This window comes from Bifidobacterium sp. M3-N-101 (assembly GCF_023656805.1).
Taxonomy (GTDB): Bacteria; Actinomycetota; Actinomycetes; order Actinomycetales; family Bifidobacteriaceae; genus Bifidobacterium; species Bifidobacterium breve.
Window position 1 is genome coordinate 134,541 of the sequence record NZ_JAMOKQ010000003.1, and the last position, 16,778, is coordinate 151,318.

Genomic DNA, 16,778 nt, shown 5'->3' on the forward strand with positions numbered 1-16,778 from the left:
GGGCTGAACAGTCATCGAATCACTCTTCCGTCTTCATACCGACTGAACGCTTGAGACTGTCGGGAATCTCCACCGGCGGCTTATCGGAGTCGGGGCGGCGTGCGTTGGACAGCCACACCGGACGGACCGGAGCCTTCTTGATCGGTGCGAAGATCTCCGCGAGCTCCTTCTCGTTGAGCGTTTCCTTGACCAGCAGCTGGCGAACCAGTTCGTCGAGGATATCGCGGTTCTCGTTGATGATGGTCCACGCTTCGGTATGCGCGGTTTCCACGAGCTTCAACACCTCGTCATCAATCACCTCGGCGGTGCGATCGGAGTACTTACGCGGCTGCAGACCGTCCATCACGGTGGTCTGGTCATCGTCGTCGCCCCACTTGATGGCACCGAGCTTGTCGGAGAACCCGTATTCGATCACCATGGTGCGGGCGATGTTCGTGGCCTTCTCGATATCGTTCGAGGCACCGGTGGTTGGATCGTGGAACACGATCTCCTCAGCAGTACGGCCGCCCATAGCGTAGGCCATCTGGTCGAGCAGCTGGTTGCGCGACTGCGAGTAGCGGTCGGAAGTGGGCATCACGGCGGTGTAGCCGAGTGCACGGCCGCGCGGCAGAATCGTCACCTTGGTCACCGGATCGGTGTTGTTCAGGGCGGCGGCCACCAGAGCATGACCACCCTCGTGGTATGCGGTGTTGCGCAGCTCTTCCAAGGCCATGCCCTTGGACTTGCGCTTCGGACCGGCCTGGACACGATCAATGGCCTCGTCAATGGCACGGTTGTCGATGAGCTGGGCACCGGCGCGGGCGCACAGCAGGGCAGCTTCGTTGAGCACATTGGCCAAGTCGGCACCAGTGAAGCCCGGGGTACGCACGGCGACCATGTGCAGGTCGACATCCGGCACGAACGGCTTGCCCTTGGCATGCACCTTCAGGATCGCCTCACGGCCTTCCAAATCGGGTGCGGCCACGCCTACCTGACGGTCGAATCGACCCGGGCGCAGCAGGGCGGGGTCAAGCACGTCGGGACGGTTGGTCACGGCGATGATGATGAGGTTAGTGTCGTTGTCGAAACCATCCATCTCCACGAGCAGCTGATTCAGCGTCTGCTCACGTTCGTCATGGCCACCACCCATGCCGGAGCCACGCTTGCGACCCACGGCATCGATTTCGTCGATGAAGATAATGGCGGGAGCGTTCTTCTTGGCCTCGTCAAACAGGTCACGCACACGGGAGGCACCGAGTCCGACGAACATCTCGACGAAGTCGGAACCGGCCATCGAGTAGAACGGCACGCCGGCCTCGCCTGCGATGGCTCGGGCCAGCAGCGTCTTACCGGTTCCAGGAGGGCCATACAGCAGCACGCCGCGCGGAATGCGAGCGCCCAATGCCTTGTACTTGGACGGATCCTTGAGGAAGTCCTTGATTTCCTCCACCTCGGCCACGGCCTCATCCTCGCCGGCCACATCGGCGAACTTGGTGGTGGGGGTCTGACCTTCGAGCAGCTTGCCGCTGTTCTTCTTGCCGCCCATGCCGAGCATGCCACCGGCACCGCCCATGCGACTCATCAGGAACCAGAACAAGGCGAAGACGATGATGAACGGCAGAATAGAGGTGATGAGGTAGCTCATCATGCTGGTCTGCTCAATGTTGGAGGTCCAGCCCTTGGACAAATCACCGTTCTCCACGGCCTTGGCCACCTGAGCGCCCTGCGCAAAGGTGTAGTAGAACTGAACGTTCTTGCCGTAGTTGGTCACCTTGCCGGTGTCCGGATCCTTCTTGGAATAGTCGTTCTTGAGCTCAAGACGGACTACCTGCTTGTTATCCGTGATTTCGGCGTAGGTGGCTTTACCCTGGTTCAACAGCGCAAAGCCGTCTTTGGTGTCGATGGTTTTGGTGCCGCTGCCAGCAAACATCTGGAACATCAGCACGACCATAATCACCAGTACCGCGCCCCATAACCACGGCGACTGCCAGACCGGCTTGTTCTCATTGCCGTTCTTACGGCCATTGTTGTCGTTGCCGCGGTTGAACGGGTTGTTGAATGGGTTGCCGTTGTTGCGGTTATTGTTCGAGTTCGGGTTATTCCCGTTGCCCGAACCGGGCCCCTGGGGGAAACTCATGCTTGCACTCCTTGGTAAACGGACGGCTTGAGGACCGCGATCGAGTCGAGGTTGCGGTAGCGTTCGTCGTAATCGAGACCAAAGCCGACCACGAACTCATCCGGAATCTCATAGCCGGCGTACTTCACATCCACGTCCACCTCTCGGCGGGAAGGCTTGCTCAGCAGAGCAAACACCTCCACGGAGGCGGCGCCACGACGTTTCAGCTCCTCGACCAGCCACGCGAGCGTGCGTCCTGAATCAACAATATCCTCTACGATCACAATGTGCCGTCCGCGAACATCTGCGGACAAATCCTGACGAACCGTAATCTCACCACTGGATACTGTGCCCGAACCGTAACTGGACAGACTCATGAAATCAATCTGCACAGGGATGCTCATGGCCTGGCTGAACTCGACCAGCGTGTTCACGGCCCCCTTCAGCACGGCAACCAGCAGTGGGTCCTTGCCACGATAATCGTCACTCACCCGCGCGGCGACCTCATGGATTTTGGCATCGATCTGTTCTCTGCTGACCAACTCGTGGTCAATATCTTCCTCAACGTCAGCGATTCGCATGGGCTCTATCTTGGCACACGCGAATGACGTGTTTCTGGCGCTTTGCTGAATATCCGCTGGGAAGTGCGACCGCCCCCTGACCATGCCAGTCGACGACCAGGCGATTGATGGCCTCGATTTGCGCGGAACTCGCGCTGATACCAGCCCGGGAGAGCGCATGGGCGATGGTTCGAAGACGGATTGCCTCATGTGCCGATTGCAGCGGTTTGACGGCAATGACCAAGCTGGGTTCTCGCTCCAGATCATTCGACTTGTCCGTCATGCCGGCAACGGAGGTTCCTTGTGATTCCGCCGTTTTCAGGGTGCTGCCAAGGGCTTCGATCATGGTCTTATCCGCCTGTTGATCCAGATACTCCTTGTCCAGTCTCGCCAATCGTGCGCCGTTGGCGATATGCTGCGTCACATCGGCACCGGCGAACCGCTCGATCGCCGGCAACAGGTCATGCCGGATACGTGAGCGGAGCGGGTAGTCTCGCGGCAGCTCGCCATCCACATCATCGCCGTTGGTGGGATCGTCCCAATAATGAATATTCAAATCCTCGCAGATGCCGGTGGTTTCGGCTCGAGAAACGCCGATCAGCGGTCTGAGAAACATGATGCCGTCGCGGTGCATTACCTGCGGCATACCGGCCAGCGCATCAACGCCGCCACTGCGCAACAGCCCGATCAGCACCGTTTCCGCCTGGTCATCCAATGTATGAGCCAGCAACACCACAGCGGCATTCAGCTCGCGTGCCGCACCGCACAATTCCCCATACCGTGCCTCACGGGCGGCAGCCTCGACGCCTTCGCCCTGCACATGCACGCTGGCTGTACGAACAGCAACCGGGGCAAGGCCACAATCGCGGCATCGTTCAGCGGTCAAAGTCGCCACCCGATCGGAGCCTGACTGCAAACCATGATCCACGATCACCGCACCGCACCGCAAACCAAGACTAGCGCAGACAATTCGGCAAACCGCGGCCAGCGCCATCGAATCACGCCCACCCGAGCAGGCGACCAGCACCAAAGGCGCGTCGGGGGCCGTCTGGTGCTCACCATGCCGGGCAAATTCGGGCGACTGCATCCCTAATCCGGCCGATTCCAATGCCAGCCGGACGGCACCAATCGCCTTACGCAATCGAGCCGAATATGCCATGCCTCATCACCCGCCTTACCGTTACCATTCGGCCATCACAGCTCGGCCAGCTTAGTGATGAATGCGCTGATGGCATTGCTCGCGGCCCAGTAATCCGCAGGATTGTTAATCACCACCGCAAAAGACAACGCTCCCCCATGCGTACGGGACACATTGCCGGCCATCGAGGTGACCGTATCCAAACTACCGGTTTTGACGCGAAGCAAGCCGGCGACATCATCACTGGTGTATCGCTTCCGCGCCGAACCGACCAGACCAGCAACCGATAATCCTTCGGCCGCAGGGGCTCCATCGCCGACCGCCAGGTTACGCTGCTGCACGGCGGCCAATGTGCGCACGGTCAGCTGCGAGCCAGGAGACAGACCCGAGCAGTCGGCCATACTAAGACCGTTGACGTCGATTTTGAGGTTGCCAAGCACTGTCCGCACCGCTTTGGTGGCGCCTTCCGGGCTGTTGTTCTCCGAGCGTGCCAGTGCGGTGAGTCTGCCAAACTCCTCGGCCAAGGTGTTGTCTGAATGACGCAACATGAACGCCAGGATTTCGGACAACGTTGCGGAGCTTACCGAAGCTATGGGGCTTGCGCCCCGAGGGGCGGCGTGTGCCGCCGGCTCCGCCTCCACGGTGATGCCGTGCTGTTGCAGCAGACCGGAGAACGTCGCGGCGACGTCCGCTGCAGTGTGCTGCGATAGTTCAGGGTATCCGGCCGAGTCATCCGGGTTGGCGGGCGCGGGCATGCTGTCGGAATATTGACGCCCGCCATCGATGGCCATGGATGATACCGATGTGAAATACGTGGTGTATTCGCCGAGCACGCCACCATCGGCGTTGCGCAGGCCCGTGGGTATGCGGGAATCGCCGAATAATGTGTCGTCGTAGTTGACGTGCACCGTGGTGATGCCGCGTTGCGCAAGGGCCGCAGCCGTGGCCTGCGCAAGAGTGTTCAGCCCGGCACGGCCGTTAATATGGTCGGCATCGGAATCGCCGGCAGACAGCAGCATGTCGCCATTGCCTTTGAGCGTCACCGTGTCGCTGCCGGTATCAGATTGGGTAAGAAACACCTGCGTGTCCAACGTGGCGGCCATGTTCAACGTGGATGATGCCGCGAGCGCGGTAAGCGTCTTCATAGTGGATGCGGGTTCGCGCGGCGTGCCTGACTCGTGCTCGGCGGCGACAGTGCCCCGGGCATCCTCGACCACCACCGAAACATCAGAGCCCACGCCTTCAGCCGCCAGCAGCTCGTCCATCACTTCGCCCGCAGCCGCGGCGTCGATAGTCTTGGTAGTGTCAAGGGAACCGGCGATGGTGCCGCCTTGCTTGGCCGAAACGGGGTCAGCGAAAGTGGGGGCGTCGACCGGTTTGAGGGTGAGCATACCAGGCATGACATCGTACACATCTGCAATGCAGTAGCCCGCGAATAGCGCAATCGTTATCAGCACGGAGATGATTACGGTAATCGTGCGTCGGACGGATCGGCGCGCGCTATGATTCGCCGCTCCACGCCGTTGGCGACGTGACATCGCAGTGGACGTCATCAGACTCCCTATCTCACGGGTCGGTTATTTCTGTAGTGATGCGAATGAATCGAGCGTGCTCACGATCGACAGTATTCGCGCCTCCAACAGCTTACCGCCCAGCCATGTCCCAAGCGCCAGAACACCGATGCCGTTGGCTAATGCGACCGGAATAATCACCAGCCAGCCGACGATCCCCGCATGGATGACGAGCAGCACGATGGCGGCGATACCCGTGGGCAGCATCAGCAGCATGCTGCCAAGCATATAGACGAACGGGAAGAAGCCCTGAGCCATCGCTCGGCCTTGCGGCGAGGAGAACGGCTTGTCCATTGACGCCACGGGATACATGAGCACACAGGAGGTTATCTCAGCCACACCAAGACTGCTGAAGCCCACACCTAGGCCCACGGCAAGGAAGAACAACCCGATGATGAGATCGTCCGGCTGAGCTCAGCGCCCAGCAGTCACGCCGACTATCACTATGCAGCCCACATACAGCAATGCCATGTAGATGACCATGATGCCGACATAGACTCGCACTCGGCCGAGCCTATCGGCCCAACCACGCACACCAGCGATGACCTCCATGGTGAAACCGCGGCCATCGTAGGCAAGACCATTGCTTTCCACAATGGACATGAGCCATCCGCACCAAATCATCGACTGCCAGACGATTGCGTGTATACCGTGCGCCTGGAAGGCAAAGATAATTATGAACAGCACCGGCATGGCGAAGATCATGACCTGACGTGGGTCCCGCTTCAAGTAGGTGAGCACGCGTGCGGAAATCGCGCCGGACGTGGAATCGGGCATCCATGAGAATGCGCCGACGCCTTTCACGGTTGCGCTCTGCCCAGCGACTCCAACCGTCAGGCGTTCACGACGCAGGCACCATGTGCACACAGCGAAGCACACAACCCATGTAACCACCAATATGGCGATGCGCGCGAGCGCTGGCAACCATGCACCGGACAGCACATCGAACGGCAATTGGAATACCGCGCCGAACGGGGTCCATGCCATGACCGCCGCGGTGGCGCTCCATGCGGATGGATCAAGCCCGAACGCGATGCCGGAATTAACCAGAATATTCGGCAGCTGGCAAATCACCACGAACAGGAGAACAATCACAATATAGAATGTGCTTTTGCCTCGTTTGCTGGTCACCAGTGTGGTAGATAAGGCGATCAGCATTTTGGAAATGCTCATCATTGTGATGACGGCGAGCGGTGCGGCAACGAGCTCGGCGATCACCACTGCCGGGCCCATGGCACGGTAAGCCAGCGACCAGAGCACCAAGGAAATCACACCTGTGATGGCGGGGAGCCCGGATAAGCCAGAAAGCAGCAGACCGAATTGCAAATTGCGATCTGCAATACCGTAGAGTGCGAATTTGCGCGGGCTCATGGTGGACCCTTCGCCCAACATCATGAGCTGAATCAAACCGATGAATACGGTGATTGTCGCACCGACCAGCACGGCGACCATGTTGACGATGCCGCCCGGCCCGAGAATGTTGAACGGATAGCCGTCCGAGTCCATGGTGGAAGGCGGGAGCATACCGACGAACCATGCGAGTATACCGGTCCCGATAATGGTGCCAGCGGCGAATATTGCGGAAAGAACGTAGGCAACCGTCTGCCATACCGATTTGCGCAGCGCCGCGAGGGTGAGCGCCCAACGCAGTCGGACCAGAGTGATTGCGATACTCATTACCGGGCCTCGTTGTCTGCATTGTCCGCATTGCTTGCGCTACTCGAGCCGCCGACAATATCAGGATGAGGCTGAACTGTCTCCTGAGTGAAGGACTGAAGCGGGGTTGATTGGACGAGTTGCGATGCTGATTGCGTGGACGCAACAGGCTGCGCTGCCGGCTGATTGGGCTGTACTGCCGGCTGACCATCATGCGATAGACCACCATCGAGCCATGCGAGATGTGCCGCTTCATGGCGTCCACCAACCAACTGCAGGAAGCGGTCTTCAAGCTCTTCGCCGGAGGCAACCTCGTCCACCGTGCCGGCCGCGCACACCATGCCGTTGTTAATCACAGCCACATGCGTGCACATCTTCTCGACCAGTGTCATCACATGCGAGGAAATGATAACCGTGCCGCCGGTTTGCGCATATTCGACCAGGATGTCTTTGAGGTTGGCGCTAGATACCGGGTCCACGGACTCGAACGGCTCATCCAACACCAGAATGCGTGGGCTGTGAATCATCGCGGAGGCCAAGCAGATTTTCTTGGTCATGCCGGCCGAATAATCGGTGACCATGGTGTTGGCGGCCTGGGCCAAATCGAAAGCATTCAGGAGGTCTTTCGCGCGGCGAGTGGTCTCCTCACGGCTCATGCCGCGTAGCATGCCGGAGTAGATGAGCAGCTGCAGGCCGGTGAGACGATCGAATATCTGATCGGGTTGCGGCATTACACCGATCATGCGTTTGGCGGTGTTGACATCGCTCCACACGTCGTGGCCCAGAATCATGGCGGTGCCAGCGTCCGGCACCAACAGACCGGTCACCATGTTAAGCGTGGTGGTTTTTCCGGCACCGTTCGGGCCTACAAGCCCATAGAACGAACCAATTGGGATGTCGAGCGCAAGCCCGTTGACTGCGATCTTCTGGTCGAAACGTTTAAATAGGCCACGAATCGACACCGCGGCAGTCGGATTCGGCGGCCATGCCTGCGGTTGTGGCTGTTGCGGCATCATCGGCGGCTGAGCAGGTGCGTCTCCAGGCCTCATCGCAGATTGAAATTCGGCATTCCCCTGGATATTGTCTAAGTTCATACACCCACTATAGTCCTTCAGCAGAGCAAAGCCCCCAGTAAATCGATATTTTGCCCTATTGACGAACCTTCAATGAAACAAAACCACAAGTCAATCAAGCTTTTGCTCCGCTGACAAACTTTCAGTGAGGTAATTCTGCGAGCCACCCAAGATTTTGCCCCGCTGACAGCCTCCCAGCGAAGCAAAATCTCCAGTCAATCGATGTCTTGCCCCACTGACGAGCCCTCAACGAAGCAAAACCACGGGTTACTAGTCGAATCACCCCGCTGACGGCCTCCCAGCGAAGCATATTGCCGAATAACTCGATGTTTTGCCCCGCTGAGACCCAACTAGCGAAGCAAAATCTCCAGTTAGTCGACGTCTTGTCCCACTAACAAGCCCTCAACAAAACAAAACCTTGGGCAATTGGTTGATTTGCTCCGCTGGAACTCATCAGCCTTTATGCGCGATGGGCTTCCACTGAACCTTGGCGAAGATGGCCTGGAATGAAATCGGCACATAGCTCAACATGTAAATAGGGAAGCTCAACACGTAGGCGAGCAACTCCTTGTTGGAGGCACCAATCTGATCGCGCTCAACGATGATGGTCAAGGCGGCCAGCGCCATCAGACCAAGCACCGACGTGACGATACCGTTCGACCAGCCAAGCAACGATTGCAGCTGGCTCGGCCAGCTCACAAAGCCAAAGGCGGCAAACAGCACACCCATAATGACGCGAATCACACCCAGCACGGTGAACGGGCACAACATCAAAGTGAAATCAATGCAGGAGAAATCGCGTTCTCGCACCGCTCGCTTGAGCAGGGCCGGACCGTAATAGCGGAACACCTGCAGGAATCCCTTACTCCAACGCAGTCGTTGACGCCAGCTCTGCGCAAAGGTGACAGGCTGCTCGTCGTACAGAATTGCGTTGCCGCAGTAGCCGATACGGTCGCCATGCAGAATCGAATCCATGGTGAATTCGAGATCCTCAGTAAGCAGATGGAACTTCCATCCACGATTGCGCTTCATCACGTCACGGGAGAACATGAATCCGGTACCGCCCACGTGGCAAGAGGATCCCAGAATCATGCGCGAGTTGGACAGGAATCGCGATTCACGGATGAACCACAACGCCGAGCCAGAGGAAACCCAGTTATCAGCCAAATTCACCGAGTTGCGGTAGCTGGTCAGAATCCTGAAGCCCGAGCAGAACGCCTTGTTCATTTCCTCGAAGTAATGCTTGTCGAGCTTGTTGTCGGCATCGAACACAAAGTAGGCCTCATAGTCATCGGCCGCGCCGGTATCGAGCATATGGTTCAGCAGATAGGTCAACGCATATCCCTTGCCAACCAGCTCAAGGTTATGCCGCTCAATCACATGGCATCCACGGGCACGCACCACTTCAGCGGTATTGTCGGTGCAGTTATCCGCCACCAACCAGATATCAATGAGGCCGGTGGGATAGGTCTGCGCCTGAATCGAGTCGATGAGATTGCCGATGACGTTCTCCTCGTTGCGCGCGGAGATCAGCACGGCATAACGGTTGGTCATGGGCGCGTCGGGGAAACGCACGGGCTTGGCAAACAGGGACATCACAATGCACAATCCCTGATACACCATGCCCGCTCCACCGACGATCACCAATAGGATGTCGAGCACAGTAAGCAATGTCATCAGCGCCACCCCGCTCTCGGGTTGTCCGATACGGACGTATTGTCTGACGATGATTCAGGTTGTACAGCATCGGACGCGGCTGCCTCATCATCAGTGGAAGTGTGACGCTGAGGAATGGCGGAGGTATCCGGCTCATCGTCATCATCTTCCGCAGCGGTACCGCGCAATCCCTTGCGGGCATTGGCCGAAAGCACACGCTTCGGGATAGCCACCGTGGCGGAATCTTCGCCATCGTCTTCACTTCCCCCGTGCTCCGGAATCGCGTAGATCTGCTCCTGCAGCAAACGCAGCTCCTCGCCCATCGGCACCCGACTCGTCGACCCCTTGGCAGCACGCGGTATATGCTCGCCCAGTGGCTGCAGCACATGCTCGCCGAAGGCCTCAGATGCCTCGACGATCTTGGACTTCTTCTCCGGTTCGGGATCATTCATCAATGGCGAATCAATCAGGTCATACCGCTTGGTGTAGGCGCGGAAGATGGCCTGCAGGGAGGCGGTGACCGGCAAGGCCAGGAAAGCACCGAACGCACCAAACAGCGAACCGAAGGCCAGCACTGCGAGGAAGGCGACCGCGGCATTGATATCCATGGTGCGCTGGGAAATTCTCGGAGAAAGAATCAGGTTCTCAATCTGCTGGTAGACGATGATGAACACCAGCACAGCCACGGCATATGTCCAACCGCGATTGCCCCAAGCGAACAGCACCGGCAGCGCACCGCCGATATAGGTGCCGACTGTGGGGATGAACTGGGAGACCACACCGCAGAAGAGCGCCAGAGGCAGCCAATAGGGCACATGCAGAATTTCCAGGAAAATTGCGGTGCACGTGGCATTGATAAGCGCCAGGATGGAGCGGGAAAACAGGAAGGATGAAATCTGGCCTTGGGCCACAGTCCACACCAGCAAGAATCGGCGCTGCGTGCTGGGAGCCAGCCATTGGCAGAAGGAACGGCGCAGCTTGGGGCCGGCGGCGGAAATGTAGTACGTGGTCATCACCACGGTCATGAGATTCAGCAAGAAGGAGAACAGGCCACCCACAGTGCTCATGGCGGTACCGGCAAAGTCGGTAACCCATGAAGTCTGAATGTTGTTGACAATCTCAGTGCCAAGATTGTTGATTTCCGGCATCTTAAACGTGGCGTACTGATCGACGAACTCACGTATCTGCTCGTACGTGCCCGGCAGACCTTTGAACATGGCGATCATCTGCTGCACGAACATGTTGCCGAACAAGGTGAACAGAACGCTCACCATCACGGCCACACCCACCAGGCTGACCATCGAGGCCACGCCGCGTTTCCAGCCATGGGCCACCAGCGCCACAACCAACGGTTCGATGGCGAGCGCCACGAACAGCGAGATGATGATGTCCAGCACCAGATAGGAGATGTCGTCCCATGAGCGCCAGCAGAACATGAACACGATGATGGCGATGGCCACATAGAGCAACGCGCGACCGAACCATTCCGGAGGCCGGCGCGGATCGCCCCTAGAGGGGAACAAGGTACCAAAATCGATACGGTTCTCGTCTTCAGGACTAGCTGCGGTTTCGGCAGTGCCTACATTATCTGTGTTTCGCGCGCTTTCGCTCATGGCTCTCCATTGTAGCGAGTGGGTTTGAAGCTCGAGTCATCCCTGCGGAGTACACCCGCTTTCCTATTGTTGGGAATATGCTCAACGTTTCGATTATCATCCCCGCGTGGAACGAGTCCGAACGCATCCTCGATTGTCTGTTGAACGCCACACGCCAGACTGTTATGCCGTATGAGGTACTGGTGGTGGATAACCGATCAACGGATGACACCTGCGCAATCGTGGAGCGGTTCATTGCCGAACATCCCGAGGCGCCGGTCAAACTGCTGCACCAGAACGACGAGCAAGGGCTGATTCCCACCCGCAATTTCGGCCTGAACGCCGCCACTGGCGATGTGCTGGGACGCTTTGACGCCGATTGCATGATTCGCCCCGATTGGGTTGAGGTGGTTTCCGGGATTTTCACCGAGGATCACGGGGCCATGGGCGCCACCGGACCGGTGATGTATTACGATATGCCCTCACGCCACTTCGGCCTGAGGAGCGACAATTCCCTGCGCAAACGCATGTACAAAGCCGACGGCGGCCAGCCGCTGCTGTTCGGCTCGAATATGGCTTTGCGCGCTTCCGCTTGGCATCAGATCGCCAACGAGGTGTGTCGGGACAAAGCCGACGTGATGCATGAGGATATCGATATTTCGCTGCATCTGCTGGGCAAGGATTTGAAAACCGTATATTCGCCGCGCATGATTGCCGCGATGAGCGCTCGACGCATGGATACGTCGCTCAGTTCGTTCCTGAACTATATGCGTCGATTCAAGAACACGTTCGATGCGCATCCACAGCATTGGCGCAAGCATAAGCCGGAAATTCTCTTCACCGCCATGTATCCAGCAATGCATCTGTTCTATCCGGTATGGCAGAAAGTGCTGGACACTGCAGACATCAATCCGGCTGAGGCAGCGTGGATCAACGAGCAGATGGAACTGGCCGAGACCGAAGGCAAGCAGCTCTACGCCGAGACGCCTACTGACGAGGTCTATGACGAGCGCCACGAGAAATAAGTGGGCATATAGCGCTGCCCTCGCTGGCGGGGCTGTCAGCAAAGCTGACTGGGGGTGGCTACGGGAATACCGCAACCACCCCCAGTCCGTCTCCGACGGACAGCCCCGCCAGCGGGGGCAACGCTATTGAGCAGATTACATCAGCGAGGTGTAGATCTTCAGGATGTCCTCTTCGGTGGCCTGACGCGGGTTGCCCGGCGTGCACACGTCGTTGAAGGCATCGTGGGCCAGCGGAGCCAGATCGGCCTCGGTGGCACCGACCTCGGAGATCGTGGTCGGGTTCTTCAGATCCACGGTGAGCTTGTGTACGGCCTGCACGGCCTCCTCACGCACCTTCTCCAGATCGCCGGTGTAGGCATCCTCAACGCCGAAGGCATCGGCGATGTCGCGGTACTTCTCACCAGTGAAGTCCTTGTTGTATTCCATGACCGGAGCCAGCAGAATACCGTTGGCCACACCGTGGGCCACGCCCAGACGACCGCCCAGCGGGTGGGCCATGCCGTGCACCAGACCGAGGCCGACGTTGGAGTAAGCCATACCGGTGATGTAGGAGGCGTAGGCCATCTGCTCGCCGGCCGGGATATCGCCATCGGCGGACTTGGCCAGGTTCTTGGCAATCATGCGGATGGTCTGCATGGACAGGCAGTCAGACAGGCTCCAAGCACCCGGGGTGATGTAACCCTCGATGGCGTGGGTCAGGGCATCCAGACCGGTGGCCACCTTCAGGCCGCGCGGCATGGAGTCGGTCAGATCCGGGTCCACAAAAGCGACAATCGGGATGTCATGCGGGTCGACGGCCACGAACTTACGCTTGTTGGCGGTATCGGTGACCACATAGTTGATGGTGGTCTCGGAGGCGGTGCCAGCGGTGGTGGGCACGCCGAAGATCGGGACGGACGGGTTCTTGGTGTCGGCCACGCCCTCGAGGGAGAGCACGTCGGCGAACTCCGGGTTGGCGGTGATGATGCCGATGCCCTTGCAGGTATCCTGCGGGGAACCGCCGCCCAGACCAATCAGGAAGTCGGCGCCGGATTCGGCGAACTTGGCCACGCCATCCTTGATGCACTCGACCGGCGGGTTCGGCTTGACGTTGGAGAACACCTCATAGGGCAGGCCGGCCTCGTCCAAAACCTTGGTGACCTTCTCCGCCGTGCCGGTCTCCAGAAGCACCGGGTCGGTGACGATGAACGCCTTCGTGAAGCCATGCTGCTTGGCAACAGCCGGAATCTCCTTGATGGCGCCGCGACCGAAGTATGCAGTCTGGTTGAAAATCATGCGATAGACCATAAGTGCTCTCCTTTTGAGCTCGTTCATTAACCGATGAGTCACTCTGTCATTGAGCGGTTCAACGGTTCTCCAGTGTACTCCGAATGTTAACGTTAACCTGAAAACACGCTGAAAAAACAACGCTGAAAATAATGTCAAAAACGGCGATTCCGCGCTTATTGAGATTCTGTCTCAATAAGTCGCAGCGATAAGAAACGAGGGAGTCCGGCACACGGGGCGCACCTGACCAATTCCATCAGCCGAACGCGAACGGGGTCATCAGATGACTCGCTCACCGTTTTCTACTTCTAGAAGAGGACTAAGATACGTCGCAGTTGGGGTGATCACAGGTAGTGGAATGAGGTAGATAATGGCAAACGGCAAGGCTATGACGGTCGGCGAGATGGCATCCCTATTTCTCGATCCCGCCACTCCTGTTCGCATCGACGCTTTCGATGGCTCTCATTTCGGACCGGCAGACGCCGATCTGAAAGTCAACGTCGCCACCCCGAATTGCATGTATCAGCTGCTCGCTCATCCGAACGAAATCGGTATTGTGCGCGCGTATATTCTGGGCGATTTTGACGTGGAAGGCATCGACTATGCCGATCCGTACCCTGCCATGCGCAAGCTGATTTCCCTGTCCAAGTACGTCAAGCCGCCCACTCCTGCTTCCATCGCCCGCGTATCCGCAGGAATACTCAGCCATGGCTTCAAGAAGCCGCCGGTGCCTTCCACCGAGGGACCGAGCAAGTTCGCCCGCATTAAGCGCGGCCTGATGCCACATACCGAAAAGGCCGATTCGGAAACCGTCAGCTTCCATTACGACATGTCTAACGAGTTCTATGCCGACTTCCTAGGTCCGTCCATGACCTACACCTGTGCGGTGTTCGACAACGAGCATATGAGCCTTGAAGACGCACAGGCCAACAAGCTGCGCCTGATTCTCGACAAGCTGGATCTGAAGCCAGGCGAACGACTGCTCGATATCGGCTGCGGATGGGGTTCGATGGTCATCACCGCAGCCCGCCGCGGCATCAAGGCGCTGGGCGTCACGCTGTCCAAGGAACAGGCCGCATACGCCAACGAGTGGATCGCCCGTGAGGGATTGCAGGATCTGGCCGAGGTACGCGTGCAGGATTATCGCGAGGTGCCTGAGCATGACTTCGATGGCATCTGCTCAATCGGCATGATGGAACACGTGGGCGTCAAGAACTACCAAAGCTACTTCGAGGAGATGTTCCGCCTGCTGAAGCCGATGGGCCGCTTGGTGAACCACCAGATCACCATCAGCCATGACAAGCCACACGGCAAGCCCGGCACCGACGAATTCCTCGATCGCTACATCTTCCCGGATGGCGACCTCGGCGCGCCCGGCTTCATCGAATCATGCATTCATGACGCCGGTTTCAACGTGGTGCACCAGGAGAACCTGCGTCAGCATTACGCGCTCACCCTGCATCACTGGAACCAGAATCTCTCCGAGCACTGGGATGACGCGGTCAAGCAGGTCGGATTCGAGCGTGCCAAGGTGTGGGGCATGTATATGGCCGCCTGCGCCCTGAACTTCGAGCTCGACGGCATTCAAATCCACCAGTTCCTGGCCGCCAAGCCAGACCGTGTGGGCCACCCGGACGGCAAGTGGTATCCGTTGCGCCAATGGTGGCAGGCCTGACACCCCTCGCAACAACGAAAAGCCCCGCATTATGCGAGGCTTTTCTGTGGTGGCTCCGAGCGGCATCGATCCGCTGACCTAGCGATTTTCAGTCGCTCGCTCTACCAACTGAGCTACAGAGCCAGTGAACAGTCGAAAGCCCGGACAAAACCGGGCTTCATAACCATTCCAGCGACCCCGGCCGGACTTGAACCGGTGACCTCCGCCGTGACAGGGCGGCGCTCTAACCAACTGAGCTACGGGGCCATGTTGTTTCTGCCATGCGACAGACAACAGATGTATATCTTATATGAAATTAGCAACCTCGCAAACCACGGCGTGTTTCGCGATATTGCAGCATTTCCGGCACTTGGCATATTCGTTGTGAATACCTGTAATTTCGCGACCCGCACTGACCGGCACCGCCGATTGCAGATATCCTCTAGGTAACTGGCTTGCTATGGTGAGTGATGCAACATATCAGCGACCCAAATGAATAGCAACACCATGAGCGAGACGCGCAACGTTACTCCAGGCAGCTCCAACCATTCCGAGGAACATATGACAGACCCGACAACTACCCCCACGACTGCCGGCGTGGCCAACGCCACCACCGATAATGCGAGCGCCACGCATCCACACCCATTGCACAAAGTGCTCTCCTTCGTGCGACGCTCCGGAAGGCTTGACGACCGCCTGCAGCGCGCATGGGACAACTATGCCGACACGTATCTGCTCGATATCACCACTGGCAATCTGCTGGACGTACGCGAAGGCGTGACGCTCAACCGCAATTTCGTCGCACAGCATTGGGGCAACGACAACCCGCTCATTGTGGAAATCGGCACCGGCCAAGGCGAGAATGTGGTCGCCGCAGCGGCGGCCCACCCCGAAACGAACTTCCTGGCGCTCGAAGTTTACGACCCCGGCGTGGCCCACACGTTGCTGCTGGCGGGCAAGCAAGGGCTGCCCAACATCCGAGTGGCACAGGTCAACGCGCCTGAACTGTTTAAGGTCACCGAGCCCGGCACTGTGGCTGAGGTATGGACGTTCTTCCCCGATCCGTGGCCCAAGAAGAAGCACCATAAACGCCGTATCGTTCAGGTTGGCATGTCGGACGACATCCACCGCGCACTGGTCGAAAACGGGCTGTGGCGCATCGCCACCGATATCGAGGATTACGCCTTGCATGTGCACGAGGTGATGGATCATCTTGATGGCTGGACTAACTTGGGAGGCGTCACCGTCAGTCTTCCTGTGGAGCACGTGGGCAAGGGCAACGCAGACATGGCCGCCGATATGCCGCACGCTGACTTCAAGGAATCCGAACGGTTCGAGGGCCGTGTGCTCACCAACTTCGAGAAGAAGGGACTGGCAGCCGGCCGAGTGATTCACGATTTCACGTATCAGGCAGTACCGGTCTCCCGATAAGCGGGCATCCGCGGCACGTCCGACACACGGGCGTGTCGCGGATTTGCATAAAACCGATTCC

11 protein-coding genes, 2 tRNA genes and 1 pseudogene are annotated in these 16,778 nt (G+C 58.4%); 3 read left to right on the forward strand and 11 right to left on the reverse strand.

Annotated elements, in window-relative coordinates:
- Window positions 1-19: 19 nt before the first annotated feature.
- The 8 genes and pseudogenes from ftsH to NBH12_RS03235 all read right to left on the reverse strand — a co-directional run bounded on the left by ftsH (window position 20) and on the right by NBH12_RS03235 (window position 11,362).
- Complete coding sequence (gene ftsH / locus NBH12_RS03200) at window positions 20-2,116, reverse strand: ATP-dependent zinc metalloprotease FtsH (protein WP_250819167.1); 2,097 nt, start codon at window positions 2,114-2,116, stop codon at window positions 20-22.
- Window positions 2,113-2,676 carry a hypoxanthine phosphoribosyltransferase gene (gene hpt / locus NBH12_RS03205; protein ID WP_003830048.1) on the reverse strand — a complete coding sequence of 188 codons (564 nt, stop codon included), beginning with the start codon at window positions 2,674-2,676 and terminating at the stop codon, window positions 2,113-2,115. The genes ftsH and hpt overlap by 4 nt, the downstream gene beginning before the upstream one ends.
- The gene (gene tilS, locus NBH12_RS03210; protein ID WP_250819168.1) at window positions 2,663-3,814 is read right to left on the reverse strand and encodes a tRNA lysidine(34) synthetase TilS; all 1,152 of its coding nucleotides are present in this window, start codon (window positions 3,812-3,814) and stop codon (window positions 2,663-2,665) included. Before tilS ends, hpt begins: the two co-directional genes overlap by 14 nt.
- A 35-nt stretch (window positions 3,815-3,849) precedes the next feature.
- Window positions 3,850-5,346, reverse strand: coding sequence for a D-alanyl-D-alanine carboxypeptidase/D-alanyl-D-alanine-endopeptidase (locus tag NBH12_RS03215; RefSeq protein ID WP_250819169.1), 1,497 nt, complete (start codon window positions 5,344-5,346; stop codon window positions 3,850-3,852).
- A gap of 24 nt (window positions 5,347-5,370) precedes the next feature.
- A pseudogene (locus NBH12_RS03220) lies at window positions 5,371-7,041 on the reverse strand (ABC transporter permease).
- Window positions 7,041-8,114, reverse strand: a complete 1,074-nt coding sequence (locus NBH12_RS03225; protein ID WP_016462525.1) for an ABC transporter ATP-binding protein — start codon at window positions 8,112-8,114, stop codon at window positions 7,041-7,043. The pseudogene NBH12_RS03220 and the gene NBH12_RS03225 overlap by 1 nt, the downstream one beginning before the upstream one ends.
- Window positions 8,115-8,546: 432 nt before the next feature.
- The gene (locus NBH12_RS03230) at window positions 8,547-9,770 is read right to left on the reverse strand and encodes a glycosyltransferase family 2 protein (protein ID WP_003830036.1); all 1,224 of its coding nucleotides are present in this window, start codon (window positions 9,768-9,770) and stop codon (window positions 8,547-8,549) included.
- On the reverse strand, window positions 9,770-11,362 hold the full coding sequence (locus tag NBH12_RS03235; protein ID WP_065464503.1) for an AI-2E family transporter: 1,593 nt from the start codon (window positions 11,360-11,362) through the stop codon (window positions 9,770-9,772). The genes NBH12_RS03230 and NBH12_RS03235 overlap by 1 nt, the downstream gene beginning before the upstream one ends.
- Before the next feature lie 77 nt (window positions 11,363-11,439).
- Between NBH12_RS03235 and NBH12_RS03240 the strand changes: the two genes are divergently transcribed.
- A complete protein-coding gene (locus NBH12_RS03240) occupies window positions 11,440-12,366 on the forward strand; it encodes a glycosyltransferase family 2 protein (protein WP_052787368.1) in 927 nt (308 codons plus the stop codon).
- 135 nt (window positions 12,367-12,501) lie between these two features.
- Here NBH12_RS03240 and fucO read toward each other — a convergent pair whose 3' ends face one another.
- A complete protein-coding gene (gene fucO, locus NBH12_RS03245; protein WP_014484170.1) occupies window positions 12,502-13,653 on the reverse strand; it encodes a lactaldehyde reductase in 1,152 nt (383 codons plus the stop codon).
- Between the two features lie 349 nt (window positions 13,654-14,002).
- Here fucO and NBH12_RS03250 point away from each other — a divergent pair, with 349 nt between their 5' ends.
- On the forward strand, window positions 14,003-15,307 hold the full coding sequence (locus NBH12_RS03250) for a class I SAM-dependent methyltransferase (RefSeq protein WP_003832778.1): 1,305 nt from the start codon (window positions 14,003-14,005) through the stop codon (window positions 15,305-15,307).
- Between the two features lie 47 nt (window positions 15,308-15,354).
- Here the strand turns inward: NBH12_RS03250 and NBH12_RS03255 are convergent.
- Window positions 15,355-15,430, reverse strand: a tRNA-Phe gene (locus tag NBH12_RS03255).
- A 49-nt stretch (window positions 15,431-15,479) separates the two neighbouring features.
- Window positions 15,480-15,553, reverse strand: a tRNA-Asp gene (locus tag NBH12_RS03260).
- Window positions 15,554-15,847: 294 nt separating this feature from the next.
- Here NBH12_RS03260 and trmB point away from each other — a divergent pair.
- Window positions 15,848-16,717, forward strand: a complete 870-nt coding sequence (trmB, locus tag NBH12_RS03265; RefSeq protein WP_115767465.1) for a tRNA (guanosine(46)-N7)-methyltransferase TrmB — start codon at window positions 15,848-15,850, stop codon at window positions 16,715-16,717.
- The last annotated feature ends 61 nt before the right edge of the window (window positions 16,718-16,778 follow it).